General features: G+C 72.7%; 19 protein-coding genes. 6 read left to right on the top strand and 13 right to left on the bottom strand.

What is annotated here, in order from left to right; all coding sequences use genetic code 11:
- Positions 1 to 37 precede the first annotated feature (37 nt).
- A complete protein-coding gene (locus JOM49_RS27720; RefSeq protein WP_209667141.1) occupies positions 38 to 652 on the top strand; it encodes a TetR/AcrR family transcriptional regulator in 615 nt (204 codons plus the stop codon).
- Here JOM49_RS27720 and JOM49_RS27715 read toward each other — a convergent pair.
- Positions 632 to 1429 (bottom strand): Rossmann-fold NAD(P)-binding domain-containing protein, encoded by a 798-nt coding sequence (locus JOM49_RS27715; RefSeq protein ID WP_209667140.1) that lies wholly within the window; start codon positions 1427 to 1429, stop codon positions 632 to 634. The two genes, JOM49_RS27720 and JOM49_RS27715, sit on opposite strands and share 21 nt — an antisense overlap.
- A 74-nt stretch (positions 1430 to 1503) precedes the next feature.
- Between JOM49_RS27715 and JOM49_RS27710 the strand changes: the two genes are divergently transcribed.
- A complete protein-coding gene (locus JOM49_RS27710; protein ID WP_308158897.1) occupies positions 1504 to 2436 on the top strand; it encodes an AraC family transcriptional regulator in 933 nt (310 codons plus the stop codon).
- On the opposite strand, the gene JOM49_RS27705 is transcribed toward JOM49_RS27710, so the two are convergent.
- The 4 genes from JOM49_RS27705 to JOM49_RS27690 all read right to left on the bottom strand — a co-directional run bounded on the left by JOM49_RS27705 (position 2378) and on the right by JOM49_RS27690 (position 5411).
- Positions 2378 to 3583 carry an FAD-dependent monooxygenase gene (locus tag JOM49_RS27705; RefSeq protein ID WP_209667139.1) on the bottom strand — a complete coding sequence of 402 codons (1206 nt, stop codon included), beginning with the start codon at positions 3581 to 3583 and terminating at the stop codon, positions 2378 to 2380. The genes JOM49_RS27710 and JOM49_RS27705 overlap by 59 nt on opposite strands.
- 75 nt (positions 3584 to 3658) lie before the next feature.
- On the bottom strand, positions 3659 to 4357 hold the full coding sequence (locus tag JOM49_RS27700) for a YqeB family protein (RefSeq protein WP_209667138.1): 699 nt from the start codon (positions 4355 to 4357) through the stop codon (positions 3659 to 3661).
- Between the two features lie 64 nt (positions 4358 to 4421).
- Positions 4422 to 4787 (bottom strand): DUF1801 domain-containing protein, encoded by a 366-nt coding sequence (locus tag JOM49_RS27695; protein WP_209667137.1) that lies wholly within the window; start codon positions 4785 to 4787, stop codon positions 4422 to 4424.
- A gap of 33 nt (positions 4788 to 4820) precedes the next feature.
- Complete coding sequence (locus JOM49_RS27690) at positions 4821 to 5411, bottom strand: DUF998 domain-containing protein (RefSeq protein ID WP_209667136.1); 591 nt, start codon at positions 5409 to 5411, stop codon at positions 4821 to 4823.
- A gap of 133 nt (positions 5412 to 5544) precedes the next feature.
- On the opposite strand from JOM49_RS27690, the gene JOM49_RS27685 reads away from it, so the two are divergent.
- The gene (locus tag JOM49_RS27685; RefSeq protein ID WP_209667135.1) at positions 5545 to 5865 is read left to right on the top strand and encodes a YciI family protein; all 321 of its coding nucleotides are present in this window, start codon (positions 5545 to 5547) and stop codon (positions 5863 to 5865) included.
- 7 nt (positions 5866 to 5872) lie between these two features.
- Positions 5873 to 7822, top strand: a complete 1950-nt coding sequence (locus tag JOM49_RS27680; RefSeq protein WP_209667134.1) for a sigma-70 family RNA polymerase sigma factor — start codon at positions 5873 to 5875, stop codon at positions 7820 to 7822.
- Here the strand turns inward: JOM49_RS27680 and JOM49_RS27675 are convergent.
- Genes JOM49_RS27675 through JOM49_RS27660 form a run of 4 tightly spaced genes read right to left on the bottom strand, consistent with a single transcriptional unit; the run spans position 7819 to position 10795 of the window.
- Positions 7819 to 9048: a hypothetical protein gene (locus JOM49_RS27675; RefSeq protein WP_209667133.1), complete on the bottom strand. Its 1230-nt coding sequence runs from the start codon at positions 9046 to 9048 to the stop codon at positions 7819 to 7821. The genes JOM49_RS27680 and JOM49_RS27675 overlap by 4 nt on opposite strands.
- Positions 9045 to 9629 (bottom strand): RNA polymerase sigma factor, encoded by a 585-nt coding sequence (locus JOM49_RS27670; protein WP_209667132.1) that lies wholly within the window; start codon positions 9627 to 9629, stop codon positions 9045 to 9047. Before JOM49_RS27670 ends, JOM49_RS27675 begins: the two co-directional genes overlap by 4 nt.
- A gap of 45 nt (positions 9630 to 9674) precedes the next feature.
- On the bottom strand, positions 9675 to 9836 hold the full coding sequence (locus JOM49_RS27665) for a hypothetical protein (RefSeq protein ID WP_209667131.1): 162 nt from the start codon (positions 9834 to 9836) through the stop codon (positions 9675 to 9677).
- Positions 9833 to 10795 (bottom strand): metalloregulator ArsR/SmtB family transcription factor, encoded by a 963-nt coding sequence (locus JOM49_RS27660; RefSeq protein WP_209667130.1) that lies wholly within the window; start codon positions 10793 to 10795, stop codon positions 9833 to 9835. The genes JOM49_RS27665 and JOM49_RS27660 overlap by 4 nt, the downstream gene beginning before the upstream one ends.
- 67 nt (positions 10796 to 10862) lie before the next feature.
- On the opposite strand from JOM49_RS27660, the gene JOM49_RS27655 reads away from it, so the two are divergent.
- Positions 10863 to 12020 (top strand): MFS transporter, encoded by a 1158-nt coding sequence (locus JOM49_RS27655; RefSeq protein WP_245369500.1) that lies wholly within the window; start codon positions 10863 to 10865, stop codon positions 12018 to 12020.
- Here the strand turns inward: JOM49_RS27655 and JOM49_RS27650 are convergent.
- From JOM49_RS27650 to JOM49_RS27635, 4 genes are read right to left on the bottom strand one after another with little or no spacing between them, the layout of a single operon-like run.
- Positions 12008 to 12988, bottom strand: a complete 981-nt coding sequence (locus JOM49_RS27650; protein ID WP_209667128.1) for an ABC-2 membrane transporter-related protein — start codon at positions 12986 to 12988, stop codon at positions 12008 to 12010. The two genes, JOM49_RS27655 and JOM49_RS27650, sit on opposite strands and share 13 nt — an antisense overlap.
- Positions 12985 to 13869, bottom strand: a complete 885-nt coding sequence (locus tag JOM49_RS27645) for an ABC transporter ATP-binding protein (protein WP_209667127.1) — start codon at positions 13867 to 13869, stop codon at positions 12985 to 12987. Before JOM49_RS27645 ends, JOM49_RS27650 begins: the two co-directional genes overlap by 4 nt.
- Positions 13866 to 14270: a GntR family transcriptional regulator gene (locus JOM49_RS27640; RefSeq protein ID WP_209667126.1), complete on the bottom strand. Its 405-nt coding sequence runs from the start codon at positions 14268 to 14270 to the stop codon at positions 13866 to 13868. The genes JOM49_RS27645 and JOM49_RS27640 overlap by 4 nt, the downstream gene beginning before the upstream one ends.
- A 48-nt stretch (positions 14271 to 14318) precedes the next feature.
- Entirely contained in the window at positions 14319 to 14984 is a 666-nt protein-coding gene (locus JOM49_RS27635) for a S1 family peptidase (protein WP_209667125.1), read from the bottom strand.
- A 98-nt stretch (positions 14985 to 15082) separates the two neighbouring features.
- Between JOM49_RS27635 and JOM49_RS27630 the strand changes: the two genes are divergently transcribed.
- A complete protein-coding gene (locus JOM49_RS27630) occupies positions 15083 to 15736 on the top strand; it encodes a cutinase family protein (protein ID WP_209671656.1) in 654 nt (217 codons plus the stop codon).
- Positions 15737 to 15738: the final 2 nt, after the last annotated feature.

Here is a 15738-nt window from a genome sequence, read left to right as displayed (position 1 = left end):
GTTTTATACTCGGGCAATGACGGGCTAGCATGCGCCCATGAGCCTTCGGGAGCGGAAGAAGCTGCGCACACGCCAGGCGATCTCGGATGCGGCGATCTCGCTGTTCCTCGACTCCGGCTTCGACCGGGTCTCGGTGGCCGAGGTGGCCGCCGCCGCGGAGGTGTCCAAGCCGACCCTGTTCAAGTACTTCCCCGCCAAGGAGGACCTGGTGATCGACCGGCTGGCCGATCACCGCGAAGAAGCCGCCGACGTGGTGCGCGCCGCGGCCGGGCAGCCGCCGCTGGCCGCGCTGCACGCCCACTTCCTGTCCGGCCTGGAGCGGCGGGACCCGATCACCGGGCTCTGCGACGAACCCGAGATCCTCGCGCTCAACCGGCTGATCTACGACACCCCGGCGCTGGTGGCGGGCATGTCCCGGTTCAACGACCACTCCATCGAAGCGCTGACCACCGCGCTGCGCGAGGTCACCGGCCGCAACGGGCTGGCGCCGCGCCTGGCGGCCGGGCAGATCATCACCGTGCAGCGCCTGCTCGCGCTGGAGAACCACCGGCACATCACCGCCGGCGAGGCGGCCGCGAAGCGCTACCTCGCGGCCGCCACCGAAGCCGACCAGGCGTTCGGCCTGCTGCGCTCAGGCCTGGACGGGCTCTGAGGCGAACGTCCGCGCGACGAAGTCGCCGAACGAGCGCGGTTCGCGGCCGAGCGCGCGGCGCACCCCGTCGCTGACGTGGTCACCGACGTTCCGCGCGACCCCGGCGAGCAGGGTCGCCAGCAGTTCGCCGAGCGGGCCGGGCACGGTCGCGGCGAACTCGGCCGGGGTGCAGTGGGCGAACTCGATCCGGCGGCCGCTCGCCTCGGCGATCCGCGCGACGGCGTCGGGGAAGGACAGCGGCTGCGGGCCGGACAGCTCGTAGACCTGCCCGGCGTGCCCGTCCTCGGTCAGCGCGGCGACCGCGACGTCGGCGATGTCCTCGGCGTCGACGAAGGCGTCGCGGCCGTCCCCGGTCGGCAGCGCCAGCCTGCCCGCCCCGATGCCCGCCGCGAACTCGCCTTCGCTGAAGTTCTGCGCGAACCACGACGGCCGCAGGATCGTCCACTCCGGACTGTTCTCCCGCACCTCGCGCTCGTGCACGGGTTCACCGGCGAAATCGGCGCCCCTGGCCGAAAGGAGCACCACGCGGCGCTGACCGGCGCGGGCCAGCAGCCGCGCGATCGGGGTGGTGCCCCAGCGTTCCGCGGGCGGCACGAGGTAGAGGGCGCCGGTGCCGGCCAGCGCGGCGTCCCAAGTTGACTCGTCGGCCCAGTCGAAGCGGATCGGGGTGGACCGGGAAACCGGCCGGACCGCCAGCCCGCGGGCTTCGAGGCGGTCGGTCACCCGGCGGCCGGTCTTGCCCAGACCGCCGAGCACGAGAATCGGTGCGTTCGTCATGGGACCACCCCACCAGCCGCGGCTGAGACGGACCATGGTCGAAAAGCGCCGATGCCTGTGGCATCGTCTCAACGGTGGACCCGCTCGACGACTACCTCGCCACCGTCCGCGCGCACGGCTCGGTGTTCGTGCGCTCGGTCTGCTCCCCGCCGTGGGGCCTGCGCTTCGACGACCCGCGGCCGCTGATGCTGCTGACCCTGGACGAGGGCGCCGCCTGGATCCGGCCGGACGACGGCGAGCCCATCCGGTTCGAAGCCGGGGAGATCGCACTGGTGCGCGGCGGTTTCACCATCGCCGACCACCGCGACACCGCACCCCGGGTGGTCATCGACGGGCGCAACCAGTGCTACGCCGCGGCCGAAGGCGCCGCCACCGCCGGGGACCGGTTCAAGCTCGGCACCCGCACCTACGGCACCCCCGGCGGCTCCGCGCTGCTGGCCACCGCCACCTACTCGATGCGCGGCCCGACCGCCGGCCCGGTGCTCGCCGCGCTGCCGGCCGTGCTGACCGTGCCCGCCGGCGACGACCCGGCACTGGCCCTGCTCGCCGTCGAGATCAGCCGCGACGAACCCGGTCAGCAGACCGTGCTCGACCGCCTGCTGGACCTGCTGCTCATCCGCGTCCTGCGCACCTGGTTCGCCACCCCCGGCACCCGCGCGCCCGCCGGGTACCGGGCGCTGGCCGACCCGGAGATCGGGCACGCGCTGCGCCTGGTGCACCAGCGGCCCGCCGAGGCGTGGACGGTGGCGTCGCTGGCCGGGGCGACCGGGCTGTCCCGAGCGACGTTCGCCCGGCGGTTCACCGCGCTGGTCGGCGAACCGCCGATGAGCTACCTCGCGGGCTGGCGGATGACGCTGGCCGCCGGTCTGCTCGCCGAGTCCGGGGCGAGCATCGGCTCGATCGCGCGGCAGGTCGGCTACGCGGACGCGTTCGCCTTCAGCGCCGCGTTCAAGCGGGTTCGCGGGGTGCCGCCGAGCGCGGTGCGGGCCGGTAGTCCGGGAGCGTGATGTTCCTGGCCGCCTTGGTGGTCAGCTTGTCGAAGATCCCGGCCAGCCGCCGCCACGAAAGCAGCCGGTACATCTGGTTGCGGTGCCAGATCCGGAACCTCGTCGGCGGGGCGAGGAACGGACCCGCGCCCTCGGCCAGCTTCTGACAGCCCGCGGCGTAGTCCCGCATCAGCTCCTCGTAGCGCGGAAACGCGACGCGGTGATCGCCGCGCGCGAGCGCGAGTTCCCCGGCCAGCACGTACGCGCCGACCATCGCGGTGCCCGTGCCCAGCCCACCCAGGGTCGCGCCGTACCCGGCGTCCCCGACGAGGGCGACCCGGCCGCGCTGGAAGTGGGGCATGCGCACCTGGCTGATCGAGTCGAAGTACATCTCCGGTGCCGCCCACATCGCCTCCAGCAACCGTGGCACCTCCCAGCCCGCGCCCGCGCAGCGGTCGGCGACCAGCTGCTTCTGCTGGTCCAGGTCGCGCCGGTCGTACTCGAGCGGCTCGGACGGGAAGACGAACCCGCCGTCGGTCTTGCCGCCCGCGCTGCCCATGCTCACCCCCAACCCCGGCTCGTTGTACATCAGGCCCGTGTGGTCGAGGTCCAGGAAGTTGGGGATGTCGAACGCGGCGACGTAGTACCCGAGGTGGCGGATGAACCGCGATTCCGGCCCGAAGGCCAGCGCCCGGACATTCGAATGCAGGCCGTCCGCGCCGAGCACCAGGTCGAACGTGCGTGGCCCGGCGTGCTCGAAACACACGCGCACCCCGTCGGCGCTCTCGGTCATCGACGCGATCGAGTCCCCGAACAGGTACTCGGTGTGCTCCTGGGTGCGGTCGTAGAGCAGCCGGCTGAGCTCATCGCGCTCGATCTCGACGTCGCCGCTCATGAACGCCGACGGCAGCTTCGCCAGCTGCCGCCCCCGCCCGTCGACGACCACCTGGTCGCCCATGTTGGTCTGCCGCCGCCGGACCTCGTCGAGCAGCTCCATCTCGCGCAGCACCCGCAGGTGCACGTCCCCGCGGAAGTCCACCGCGAACCCGCCACCACGCAGGCCCGGCGCGCGCTCGACGACGGTCGCGGAAAAGCCGTACCGGTGCAGCCAGTAGGCCAGCGAGGGACCGGCCACGCTGGCGCCGGAGATCAGGATCTTCTTCGTCATGGCCCCAGGCTCGGCGGTCGCGCTGACCATCCGCGCACCACCGGCTGACCACCGCTGTCAGCGTGGTCAGCGTGGTCAGCGCTGCCGGTCCGGGCTCGTCCGCCAGTACTGGCGCTTCTTCTCCTCGCGGACGAACACCCCGGCCTTCACCAGCTCCCGGCGCAGTTCTTTGACCTCGTCGCCCTGGTCCTTGGCCAGCGCCTCCTTGCGTGCACGCAGCAGCGCGTTGGCCCGGTCCGACAACTCCGGCGTGCCCTCCACCCAGAGCCGGTAGTCCTCGCGGTACGGGTCACCGTCGGCGTGCCAGGGATAGCCGTGGTCCTCGAAGGCCGCGCGCACGCGGGCCTTGCTCAGATCCGACGATTCGCGCGCGAGTTCGTCGCCGCCGGTACCCAGCAGCACGAGCTTGCCGCCGTCGAAGAACACCGCCCCGACCGCGCCGCGGTCGAACCGCTGGCTCTTCCCGCCCCGGCGCAGCTCGACCCCGGAAGCGCCGATGTCGAGGCTGAGCAGATCCAGCTCACCCAGCAGCGCCAGCCCCAGCCCGGCCACCGCGCCCAGGCCCAGGGCGCCGAGCGTGGCCGCGGGCTCCGGGATCGACTCCACCAGCCGGAACGGTCCCTGGAACGGGAACCAGGCCAGCGTGCTCACCCAGCCGGCGGCGAGCTTGAGCCCCCACAGCAGCGCCGCGCCCAGCAGCGGGCAGAGCAGCCAGCCCAGCACCCGCCAGCCGGGAGCGAGCGCGAGCACGGTCGAGGAGGAAGTGCGCGTCATGTCAGCGAATAATAGACCGCGTACTCGGTTTATCTTTGGGCAGGCGCTCGACGCCGTCATCGCGTCAGCGTCGACCGGCGAGTTCGCGCGCTTGGCGCAACCACCCGGCGAACAGCGCGCTGTCGAGATCGGCCACCTCGCGCAGCTTCACGCTCGCCATCTCCCGTGCCCCGGCCGTCAGCCGTCCGGACGGGTCGGTGAGCGCCTGTCCCTGCCAGAAGCCGAAGCTCACGTGCCCGGCGTAGGCCTTGACGAAGCAGACCGGTGACTGGCCGGGCTTCGCGCCCAGGCTCCAGACGGGGTGGCCGTGCCAGACGGCGCCGGCGCCGGGGAACTCGGCGTCGATGAGCGGCAGGAGCTTGCCGAGCAGGTCCTGCTGGGCGGCGGGCAGACCGTCGCGGTAGGCCTCGACGGTGGCGAACTGGGGCATGGTTCCGGTCCTTTCCGGAGCAGGGGGGTGGGGTCAGCGGTACTGGGCGGCGACGAAGGAGATCCAGAGCTGGGCGGTGATGCAGCCGACGGCCAGGGTCAGCGACCCGGCGACACCGCCGCTCATCGCCCACAGGTCACCGGCCAGCAACGCGGCACCGGCGACGTGCGAGGCCACGGCGTGGCGGCGCTTCCCGGCCCGGCCGAACCGCCTGCCCAGCACGTGACAGGCGGCGATCAGGGTGGCGAAGGTGAGCGTGCCCGCCAGCATGTGCAGCAGGCTCGCGCCGCCGAACGGGTCGGCCGGGTCCATGGTGAACACCCCCGCGCCGATCACCCCGGCGCCGCTGATCGCGAGCAGCCTCGCCGCCCAGCGGCCCGGCAGGACCCGGCTCAGCCCGGCCGCGCCGAGCACCATGAGCACGCCGCTCACCAGGAAGTTGGTGATCTGCAGCCAGCCCGACGGGCCGGTGCTGAGCATGCTCAGCGGCTGCACCGTCAGGTCGAACCCGTCGCGGGTGGCGGCTTGCGCCAGCGAGACCGACGCCCACAGCGGCGCCGCGACGACCGCGCAGCCGAGCAGGGAACGGGTTGAGGAAGTGGTGGGGGCAGCGGTGGCGATCATGGCCGAACCTTTCGTTCTCGGTGGGTGCCTTCGCTGACGCGTCGTGGCCGGGATGTGACAGGGAACGGGTACATTCCCTGTCACATGGGTGGTGCGACGCGTCAGCGAAAGCACCCGAACGAAGGAGATGGCGATGCGCTACCTGATGATGTCCAACCCGACCGGCGAGACCACCAACCCGAACCTCGAGGCCGAGATGGGCGCGTGGATCGAGGAACTGACCGCCTCCGGGGTGCTGCTGGCCACCGGCGGCCTGGCCCCCACCGGCATCGAGGTCCGCGAGAGCGACGGCGAGGTCACCGTGACCGACGGCCCGTTCGCCGAGGCCAAGGAGTCCGTGGCCGGGTTCGCGCTGGTGGAGGTCCGCACCGAGGAAGAGGTCGTGGAGCTCGCGCGGCGGTTCGTCAAGATGGTCGGCAACAGCCGCAGCGTGATCCAGCAGGTCTTCGCGTGAGCCGGTGATGGACGCCCACCGCTCGATCGACGCGGTCTGGAAGCTGGAGTCGGCCCGGATCGTGGCCGGGCTGACCCGGCTGGTCCACGACGTCGGCCTCGCCGAAGAGATGGCGCAGGACGCGCTCGTGGCCGCGCTCGAGCAGTGGCCGGAGGCGGGCGTCCCGGACAACCCGGGCGCCTGGCTGATGACCGTGGCCAAGCGGCGGGCGATCGATCACCTGCGGCGGTCCCGGCGGCTCGACGAGCTCGACGAGACCACCGAGGCCGAGACCGCCGCGGTGGCGGAGGCGGAGCCCGAACAGGACGACGTGCTCCGCCTGATGTTCCTGTCCTGCCACCCGGTGCTGCCCGCCCCGGCCCGGGTGGCACTGACCCTGCGCCTGCTCGGCGGGCTCACCACCGCCGAGATCGCCAGGGCGTTCCTGCTCAGCGAACCGAAGATCGCCCAGCGCGTGGCCACCGCCAAGCGCACGCTGGCCGAGGAACGCGTGCCGTTCGACCTGCCCGGCCCCGCCGAGTTGGCCGGACGGCTCTCCTCGGTGCTCGAGGTCATCTACCTGATCTTCAACGAGGGCTACTCCGCGACCTCCGGCGACGACCTCCTGCGCCCCGGCCTGACGCTGGAAGCGCTGCGGCTCGGGCGGCTGCTGGCCAGGCTCGCCCCCGGCGAAGCCGAGGTGCACGGCCTGGTCGCGCTGATGGAGATCCAGGAATCCCGCTCGGCCGCGCGCACCGGCCCCTCCGGCGAGCCGATCCAGCTGCACCAGCAGAACCGCGGCCGCTGGGACCGCCTGCTCATCCGCCGCGGGTTCACCGCGATGCTGCGTGCCCGCGAAGCCGGCGGCAAACCCGGCCCGTACGTGCTGCAGGCCGCCATCGCGGTCTGCCACGCCCAGGCCCGCACCGCCGAGGACACCGACTGGCGGCAGATCGCCACCCTCTACGACGCGCTCGTCCGGCTGCTGCCCACCCCGATCGTCCAGCTCAACCGCGCGGTCGCCTACGGCAGGGCCCACGGTCCCGCGGCCGGGCTGGCGATGGCCGACGCGCTGCTGTCCGACCCTTCGCTGCAGGACTACCACCTGCTGCCCGGGGTCCGCGGCGATCTGCTGGCCGAACTCGGCCGCGACGACGAGGCCCGGCTGGAGTTCCAGCGCGCCGCCGCGCTGACCCGCAACGCCGCCGAACGCGCCTTCCTGCTGCGCCGCGCCGACGGCCTGCCCGCCGGCGGCGCACCCGTGCTCACCCTCGCCGAGGCCGCCGAGGACTTCCTCGCCCGCGACACCCTCGACGCGCAGACCGTGCGCTCCTACGGCCAGACCCTGCGGCGCCTGCGCTCCACCCTCGGCGACCAGCTGCCCCTGGCCACGCTCACCGCCGACCAGCTCACCCGCGTGTGCACCACCGCCTGGGGCGAATCGGCGGCCAAGACCTGGAACCGGCACCGCTCGGCGCTGCGCTCGTTCGCCGCCTGGGCCGGGATGCACGACATCGCCGCGGGCTTGGAGCGCCGCGCCGAAACCCGCCAGCGCACCCCGCCGATGGCACCGGCCGAGCTGGAGGCGCTCTGGTCCGGCGACCAGCCACTGCGGGAGCGGACCCTCTGGCGGCTGCTGCACGAATCCGGCGCCGGCGTGCGGACCGTGCTCTCCCTCGACATCGAGCACCTCGACCTCGATGACCGCCGCGCCCAGGCAGGCGGCACCTGGGTCACCTGGCGCTCCGGCACTGCCCGCCTGCTCCCCCAGTTGCTCGACGGCCGCACCCGCGGGCCGCTGTTCCTCGCCGACCGCCGCCCCGGCCCCGCACGCACGCCCGCGGCGGCCGATCTCTGCCCGGAGACCGGCCGCCGCAGGTTGTCCTACGAACGCGCCGAGTACCTGTTCAAGCAGGCGACCCGTCCGCTGGACCCGGCAGGCCGCGGCTTCACGCTGCGGCAGCTCAAACCGCGCTAGCCCTTCGCCGGGAACAGCGCCGGCTGCTCGAGGATCAGCTGATCCCGCGCGTCGTACAGGGCGATGGTCACGTTTTCCCGCTGGCGGCCGAACTGCACGTCGATCTCGAAGTCCTCGGGCAGCACGGTGACGAACGTGCCGCCCGTGACCACCGGCGTCAGCGCCGGCTTGCCGTTCGCGCGCCGCACCTCCATGCGCGCGGTCTCCGGCGGCACGAAACCCCCGACGACCTCCTGACCCACCGACTCGGGCTCGAAGTTGATGCCGTTGGTGAACCCCCGGGCCTCGCGCACCGCGGTGGGCTCGTGCAGCACCACGTCGTTCGACAGGATCTCCTCCGGGGCCTGCGCGCAGAAGACGAACCGCTGGCCGAAGGAGCCCACCACCACCGTGGTCGGTCCTTGGACCAGGGAAGCACCCGGCTGGAAGCTCTCCGGATCGAGCGTCGGGTGGTACGCCCCGGCCAGGCAGTCGCCGAGCAGGCGGCCCCGGTCGCTGGTCCGGTCCACCCCCGGGGCCGGCCGGTCGACCACGCTCAGCGCGGGCTCCGGCAACGTCAGTTCCCTGTCGTCGAAGGTCAGCGTGCCGCTCGACGGGCGCACCGCCATCTGGTAGACGAACAGGCCGTCCACCGGCTCGAGGCCGACCGCGGCCGAGCCCCGCGGGTAAGTCAGCCGGAGCATCCCCGGACCGCCGGTGACTCCGGCGATCAGCCCGCCCGGGGTGGCCAGCAGCACCGCGGCCGAGGTGCCCGGCGCGTACTGCGGCGGGGTGTCCGGGTCCGACACCGTGACCGTGGTGGCCGTGGTGTCGCACACCAGCGGCTTGCCCTCGGCGCGGGACAGCACCGTCACCTGGAAGGGCGCGAAGCCGTGGGGTTTGGTGTTGTACACCGGTTTCCAGGTGTCCCGGTCCGGGAAGCCGTCCGCCTTGCCCGCCGCGCCGAGCGCCGCCCAGCAGCGGTCGAGCGCCTCGTCGGCCAGCGCACTGTCCGAAGGGACACCGGAGGGCAGCACCGTGGCCGGGGCCACGTCGTCCGGCGCCCGGAAGTCGCCGGTGGCCACCAGCGCGCCCGCGGCCAGCACCGCCACCGCGGCCGCGGCCAGCGCCGGGCCCCGCCACGAACGCCGTCGCGGTGCGTCCATCCCCTCGCGCACCCTGAGCCGGATGCTGTCGCGCACCTCGTCGGGCAGTTCCCGCCGTGCGGGCAGGTCGAAGTCGTTCACCGGGTCTCCTCCAGTTCCGTCCGCAGGCGGGCACGTGCCCGGGAAAGGTGTGACCGGACCGAGGATTCGGCCAGGCCGAGCAGTACCGCGGCGTCGGGCACCGGCAGCTCACCGAGCAGGCACAGCTCCACCACCCGCCGCTGCGCCGTCGGGAGCCGGGTCACCGCGGCGGCCAGCTCCCGCAACCGGTCGCCGGCGCTCACCCGGTCCACCACCGAATCGGCGTGGTCGGACACGTCCGCGGGCGGTTCGGCCTTGCGCACCAGCCGCAACCGGCGCGCCGAACTGCGGTGCTCGGTGCGCGCCAGATTGCCCGCCACGGTGTAGAGCCACGGCAGCGCCGACTCGTTGACCAGCGTCACCTCGGCCCGCTTGCGCCAGGCGGTCAGGAAGGTCGCCGACGCCAGGTCCTCGGCCACCGGCCAGGAACCGGTCAGCCGGTAGGCGTGGTTCCACACCGCCTGCACGTGGCGCTCGAACAGCGTGGCGAAAGCGTCCTGATCCCCCAGGGCCGCGCGCCGCCACAACTCGGTATCGGATGCGTGGTCAGCCACCGGCACCCGCTTGCTTCTCGCGGTCATCACACCGGTAAGTGGCCGGCACCGCGGCGGACGCTGCAGCCGGGTTCAGCGACGACCGCCGCGAGCGTCGTACTCGACCCTGGCCCGCTCGACCTCCGGCAGGTTGACCGACCACTCCGAGACTGGGGTGGCGCGCCGGCCTTCGACCGGGCCGCGCGCCACCAGGGCCGGGTGCGCGGGCATCGCCTTCACCGAGACCATCGTCAAGCCGATGACCTGCCGTAACTGAGCAGCGAGCGGCCCAGCGAGGTCAGCGCGTAGTGCACCGTGCGGCCGGTGCGCTCCCGCGTGACCAGGCCGTTTTCGTGCAACACACGCAAGTGGTGCGACACCGCGCTCGGCGTGACCCCGAGCGCGGCAGCCAGGTCCGTCGTGGTCGCCGGGCTGCGCAACGCGGCCAGCAGATTCGCCCGGGCCCGGCCCAGCAGGCGCACCACCGTGCTTGCGGGTGGTTTCGCCGCGGTCCACAAGGTGCCGACGCCCCGCACCGGGTAGCGCACGGTCGTCTGGGTGGCGGTGTGGCGCTTGATCAGCACGTTCGACGGTCCCAGCGCGAGCGGCATGAGCACCAGCCCACCGGGACCCGGGCGGACCGGCCGCCGTCCGGCAGCGGTCACCCGGCCGTCCGACCAGCTCAGGCTGGGATGCAGGTCCGCGAACAGCCGTCGCGCGCCACCGGCGGCGAGGACGTGCGCCCGGTGCGTCACATCGGCTTCGAGCAGCGCCCGGATCCGGGACCAGTGGGGCGCGATCAGCCGGTCGTGGGCCACCCTCAACTCGGCCGCCACCGCCCGCAGCCCGCGCACCGGGTCCTCCGCGAGCGCAGGCGGCTGGTCGCCGAACACCCGGCGCAGACTGGCCCGCACGTCCTCGGCACCGGTGGCGGCCAGCGCCGCCAGATCGTCCTCAAGGGACGAACGAGCCGTTTTCGGTGCCGGGACCAGGAAATTGGGCCAGCCCGCCCGGTCGTGGACCAGCAGCGGCCAGGTCCACGGTAATTCGAGCGGACTCCGCCGGAGCTCGCCCCGGGCCCAGCGCACCCACGGCGCGTGGTGCGCGGCCTGTTCGCGCGCGGCCAGCAAACGCAGCCCCGCCACCGTTTCCGACAGCGGGGAGATCGCGAACCGGGTCGCCGCCAGCTCGGCCACACCCAGCTCGATCGTCATCAGGCGAGTATGCAGCCCACAGCTCAATGGTGTCGGCAATCGGGGCCCCGTGCCGACGATGACGTGCATGGCGTTCTGGAAACTGTGCTGGGCCACCGGCTGCACCAGCTTCGGCACGGGCGTGTTCACCACGGCGGTCCCGCTGCTCGCGGTGTCGCTGTCGCCGGATCCCCGGCACGTCGCGCTGGTCTCGGCGGCGGCCTACCTGCCGTGGCTGCTGCTGTCCCTGCCCGTCGGTGCCCTGCTCGACCGCGGTGACCGGCTCCGCCTGATGTGGCGTGCGCAGGCGGTGCAGGCAGCGGTGGTGACCTCGCTGGGCGTCCTCACCGCGTCCGGCCACCTCACCCTCCCCGTCCTGGCGCTGGCCGCCTTCGCACTCGGGTCCGGTGACGTCGTGGTGGGCAACGGGACCCAGGCCGTGGTGCCGGATTTCGTCGCACCCCACCGGCTGCACCGGGCGAACAGCACCCAGCAGGCCGTCACCACGATCGGGCAGCAGTTCGCCGGGCCGCCGCTGGGCAGCGCGCTGTTCGCCGTCGCCGCGGTGCTGCCCTTCGGCGTCCACGCCGCCGCACTCGGGGCGTCGGCCGCACTCCTGGCCTCGTCACCCCGGACCACGCGTCCGATTCCCGCGCGCGTCGCGATGACCGACGGCCTCCGCTGGCTCGCCCGCCACCGCCTGCTGCGCACGCTCGCCCTGCTGCTCGGCGCCAACACCTTCGCCGGGCAACTGGCGAACTCGACTTTGGTCCTGCTCGCCACCCAGGCCCTGCACCTCGACGCCACCGGCTACGGCCTGCTGCTCACCGCCGCCGCGCTCGGCAGCGTCCTCGCCGCCACCACGACTCCCCGGCTCCTGCGCCGCTTCGGCCCCACCCCGGTGCTGGCCACCGCACTCGCCCTGAACGCCGCGGCGTTCGCCGGGATCGCGGTCAGTCCGAACGCGACAGTGCTCGCCGCGCTGCTCGCCGGGACCGGCTTCCTCACCACCACCTGGACCGTGGTCACGGTCAGCCTCCGGCAGCAGCTCGTGCCCGCCGCCCTGCTCGGCCGGGTCACCAGCAGCTACAAGGCACTCGGCTGGGGCCTGATGCCGCTGGGCGCACTGGCCGGCGGGCTCGTCGCCCACGAACTCGGCCTCCGCGCGCCGTACCTGGTCGCCGCCGCCGTGCGCCTGGCCGCGCTGCTGCTCGCCCTGCCCGTGGTGAGGCGTCAGGACACGTGACGCAGCCGCCGGAAGCAGAACCAGGTGAGCAAGCCCGCCATCCCCAGGAACAGGGCGGTTTCGAGCCACTGCAACGGCCAGAACCGCTCGCCCGGCTGGTAGACCAGGCGCTGGTGGTATCCGAGACCGGCCAGCTGCGCGAAGCACGCGTGCGACCGTTCGAAGTCCGGTATCACCCCCGGTCGCGGTTCCGGCGAGCAACCACGCACCGCCTCGGGCAGGGGACTGATCGCGGTGCCGTCCCGGTCCACGGTCTCGTCGGCCAGCACCCACGACCCCGGCGGCCGGGCCACGGCCAGCGAGACGGGAACCTGCCCGCCGGTGGTCTCCTCCGTCCGGACACCTTCGATGACCTCCGCGGTCAGCGTGACCGCCTGCTCGGTCGCCGGCAGCAGGTGCGGGCGCACCGCCAGCGGCACCGCCACCTGCACGGCGGCGAACACCACCAGCACCACCGCCATGCCCGCCACCGTGCGGCGCACCACCAGCCCCACCGCGATGCCGAGCACGAACGCGAACGCGGCATACCCGACCGGCGCGACCCCGCGCGCGGTGAAGATGGCGACCGCGATGCGCGGCTCGTAGGAACTGCCGGGATCCACCGCGGCGGCACCGTCGATGGGCGCGGCCCACCAGCTGACCACCGCGCTCAGCAGCCCCGTGGCGACCATGGCCGCCACCACGCCCAGCCCCAGCTTGACCGCGAGCCAGCGGGTCCGCGTGACGGTCTGGTTCCACGCCAGGTTGTGCGTGCCGGTCTCCAGCTCGCGCGTGATCATCGGCACGCCCCAGAACGCGCCGAGCGCGGCGGGCAGGGCGTAGAGCGCGATCTGCCCGCTGCGGTAGAACAGCTCCTCCTGCTCGCCGACCGTGCCGCGGCCGACGAGCAGAACCACCGCGAGCACCGCGATCCCGGCATACACCGACAACGCCGGCATCCGGAACTGCCGCCACGCCAGCCAGGTCATCGCACGACCTCCAGCGAGCGCGGCGCCTCCGCGCCCGGACCGCGCAGATACGCCAGCACCAGGTCCTCCAGCCCCAGCCTGCCGACCGTCCAGGCCGGATCGAGGATCGGCCCTTCGGTGCGGACGAGCAGCGTGGTCTGGCGTTCGGTGTGGCTCACGGAAATGACCTCCTGGTCACCGGGCAGCGTGCCCAGGTCACGGCGGGGGCCGCTGAGGCGGTGGTGCGAGGCGAGCAGGTCCTCGACCTCACCCGTGAGCCGCACCTGCGAATCCACCAGCACGATCAGGTGGTCGCAGACCCGCTCCAGGTCGGTGACCAGGTGGGAGGACATCACCACGCTGAGCCCGTGCTCGGCCACCGACGCCATCAGGTCCTGCAGGAACTCCCGGCGCGCCAGCGGATCCAGGGCCGCGACCGGCTCGTCGAGCAGCAGCAGCTCGGGGCGTTTCGCGATGCCGAGCGTCAACGCGAGCTGTGCCTGCTGCCCACCGGAAAGCCGTCCCGCTCGCTGCCCCGGGTCCAGCCCGATCCGCTCGACCCGGTCACGCGCCAGGGCCGCGTCCCAGCCCGGGTTGAGCCGCGCGCCGAGCCGCAGGTGGTCCTCGACGGTCAGCGCCGGGTAGACGGGCGAGTTCTGCGCGACGAACCCCACCTTCGCCAGCTGCGCCGGTCCGCTGCCCGGCACCCCGCCGCACACCTCGATCGTGCCCGTGGTCGGCGCCAGCATCCCGGCCGCGAGACCGAGCAAAGTGGACTTGCCGGCGCCGTTCGGCCCGACCAGTCCCGTGACGTGACCGGCGGGGATGTCCAGCGCGCACCCGGCCAGCGCCCAGCGGCGCCGGTAGCTCTTGCCGAGCCCCCTCGCGCGCAGCACGGTCACGCTATGCCCTCCCTGGCGGAAGCGTGAAACGTGTCGGCGAACAACGCCTCGATGCTCTCGTCGTCGAGCCCCGCGCGCCGCGCCTTCACCAGCCACCGGCGCAGATCCTGGCGCAGCGGAGCCAGCGCCGCCGGGGAGCCACCGGACAACGTCGCCGTCACGAACGTGCCCACCCCGGGGCGCGCGGCGACCAGCCCGTCGTGCTCGAGTTCGCGGTAGGCCTTGAGGACGGTGTTGGGGTTGATGGCCAGCGCCGCCACCACGTCCTTGACCTTCGGCAGCTGGTCACCTTCGTGCAGCAGGCCCAGGCGCAGCGCGTGCCGGACCTGGCGCACGAGCTGCTGGTACGGCGACAGCCCCGAACGGGCGTCCAGGTGGAACTCCAGCACCACGGCCTCCATTTAGCTAGTTACCTAGCACTGTAGGCGTGGCGTGGTCCCGGCGGCAAGTCAGGTGGTGACCGAGCTGATCCAGTCCCGGTAGGCACCGACGTGGGTGTACTGGCAGCTGGTGCTGTTGCCGGTGGAGAGCACGCCGACCTGCACACCGGCGGCGTTGAACATCGGGCCGCCGGAATCGCCGCTGCCGCACACCCCGTTGACGCGGTCGCCGTTGATGGCGCGGCCGTCGTAGGCGTCGGTGGCGTGCACGTCGGTCACTTCCAATTGGGCGTTCTTCAGCCGCGGCGACTGCTGGCCGCCGCCGGTGTCGCCCCAGCCGTGAATGGTGACGGTGTCACCGTCGGCCACGGATTCGAGGTCGCCGAGCGAAACCGGCGGCGCCTGCACGGCTTCGGCGAGTTTCACCAGCGCCAGATCCGCGTTGTCGTGCAGCGTGACCCCGTCCGGCGCGGCGTCGACATAGGTACCTTGGGCGTGTTCGACATTTCCGACGCGGAAACCCCACTGGTGATTCCCGCCGATGCAGTGGCGGGCGGTGAGAATCCATTCCGGCGCGATGACCGTGGCGGTGCAGTAACCGTCCGCGCCGTCCTGGTAAAGCCGGGCGGACCAGGGGGCGGATTCGGTGAACTCACCGTCGATGATGGCCTGGGCGGGCACGGAAAGGCCGATCAACGCGGCGGCGGTGACCACTGTGGTGGCGGCGAGGCGCATGGGCGAAACGGTAATCGGCGCTGCGCCGGGTCGTCACCTGCGAAAGTCGGATTCTGTTTCATCAGGAATTCATCGCCTCCCGCTACGGTCCGCCGGTGATGAAAAAACGAAAGGCAGCGCTGGTACTGGCCGGCCTGCTCGCCGCGACGGGGCTTTCCGTGGCCACGGGGTCCGTCGCGCAGGCGGAAGCCCCGTGCGAGGGCACCTACACGATCGTGGTCGGTGGCACCGGCAGTTCCTGGAACAACGACGGGTTCACCGGCAACATCCAGCAGCACGTCGGCTACCCGACCGCCATCCCCAACGGCGCCAGCGTCCGGGCCGGGGTCGACGAGCTGAACCGGCTGATCCGCGACCAGCGCCACGCCTGCCCCGGCCAGCACGCCAAGGCGGTCGGCTACTCGCTCGGCGCCGCGGTGGTGCACGTCTGGGTGACGGAGAACTGGCAGAGCTTCGGCAACGTCAACGCCGTGCTCATCTCCGACCCCAAGCGGCAGGCCCCGCCCGGGCTCAACGGCGGCAGCGTGCCGTTCGGGGGCATCGTCGGCTACCCCCTCGCCGGCGCGGACCGCTACTTCGGCGACGTCCCGGTGAAATCGATCTGCCACTGGGACTACGTCTGCGACGAGTCGGCGGGCATCTGGACCTACCCGCACAACCACATCAACAACTACCCCAACGACTGGAACGTCGACCACCACAACGACAACGCCCACGAACAGTGGTTCAACGGCGCCTGGCAGCCCTGGTAGTC

This window comes from Amycolatopsis magusensis, from assembly GCF_017875555.1.
In the GTDB taxonomy this organism is placed as follows: domain Bacteria; phylum Actinomycetota; class Actinomycetes; order Mycobacteriales; family Pseudonocardiaceae; genus Amycolatopsis; species Amycolatopsis magusensis.
Note: the sequence above shows the minus strand (reverse complement) of the source record. Positions and strands in the feature narration are given on the sequence as shown.

Bases quoted from the DNA above. Each gene is read 5' to 3' on its own strand.
- JOM49_RS27690 (WP_209667136.1), bottom strand. From the start codon at position 5,411: ATGATCGCCACCGCTGCCCCCACCACTTCCTCAACCCGTTCCCTGCTC.
- JOM49_RS27680 (WP_209667134.1), top strand. From the start codon at position 5,873: ATGGACGCCCACCGCTCGATCGACGCGGTCTGGAAGCTGGAGTCGGCC.
- JOM49_RS27650 (WP_209667128.1), bottom strand. From the start codon at position 12,988: ATGACCTGGCTGGCGTGGCGGCAGTTCCGGATGCCGGCGTTGTCGGTG.
- JOM49_RS27655 (WP_245369500.1), top strand. From the start codon at position 10,863: ATGGCGTTCTGGAAACTGTGCTGGGCCACCGGCTGCACCAGCTTCGGC.
- JOM49_RS27660 (WP_209667130.1), bottom strand. From the start codon at position 10,795: ATGACGATCGAGCTGGGTGTGGCCGAGCTGGCGGCGACCCGGTTCGCG.
- JOM49_RS27720 (WP_209667141.1), top strand. From the start codon at position 38: ATGAGCCTTCGGGAGCGGAAGAAGCTGCGCACACGCCAGGCGATCTCG.
- JOM49_RS27700 (WP_209667138.1), bottom strand. From the start codon at position 4,357: ATGACGCGCACTTCCTCCTCGACCGTGCTCGCGCTCGCTCCCGGCTGG.
- JOM49_RS27635 (WP_209667125.1), bottom strand. From the start codon at position 14,984: ATGCGCCTCGCCGCCACCACAGTGGTCACCGCCGCCGCGTTGATCGGC.
- JOM49_RS27630 (WP_209671656.1), top strand. From the start codon at position 15,083: ATGAAAAAACGAAAGGCAGCGCTGGTACTGGCCGGCCTGCTCGCCGCG.
- JOM49_RS27695 (WP_209667137.1), bottom strand. From the start codon at position 4,787: ATGCCCCAGTTCGCCACCGTCGAGGCCTACCGCGACGGTCTGCCCGCC.
- JOM49_RS27670 (WP_209667132.1), bottom strand. From the start codon at position 9,629: ATGACCGCGAGAAGCAAGCGGGTGCCGGTGGCTGACCACGCATCCGAT.
- JOM49_RS27715 (WP_209667140.1), bottom strand. From the start codon at position 1,429: ATGACGAACGCACCGATTCTCGTGCTCGGCGGTCTGGGCAAGACCGGC.
- JOM49_RS27685 (WP_209667135.1), top strand. From the start codon at position 5,545: ATGCGCTACCTGATGATGTCCAACCCGACCGGCGAGACCACCAACCCG.
- JOM49_RS27705 (WP_209667139.1), bottom strand. From the start codon at position 3,583: ATGACGAAGAAGATCCTGATCTCCGGCGCCAGCGTGGCCGGTCCCTCG.
- JOM49_RS27640 (WP_209667126.1), bottom strand. From the start codon at position 14,270: ATGGAGGCCGTGGTGCTGGAGTTCCACCTGGACGCCCGTTCGGGGCTG.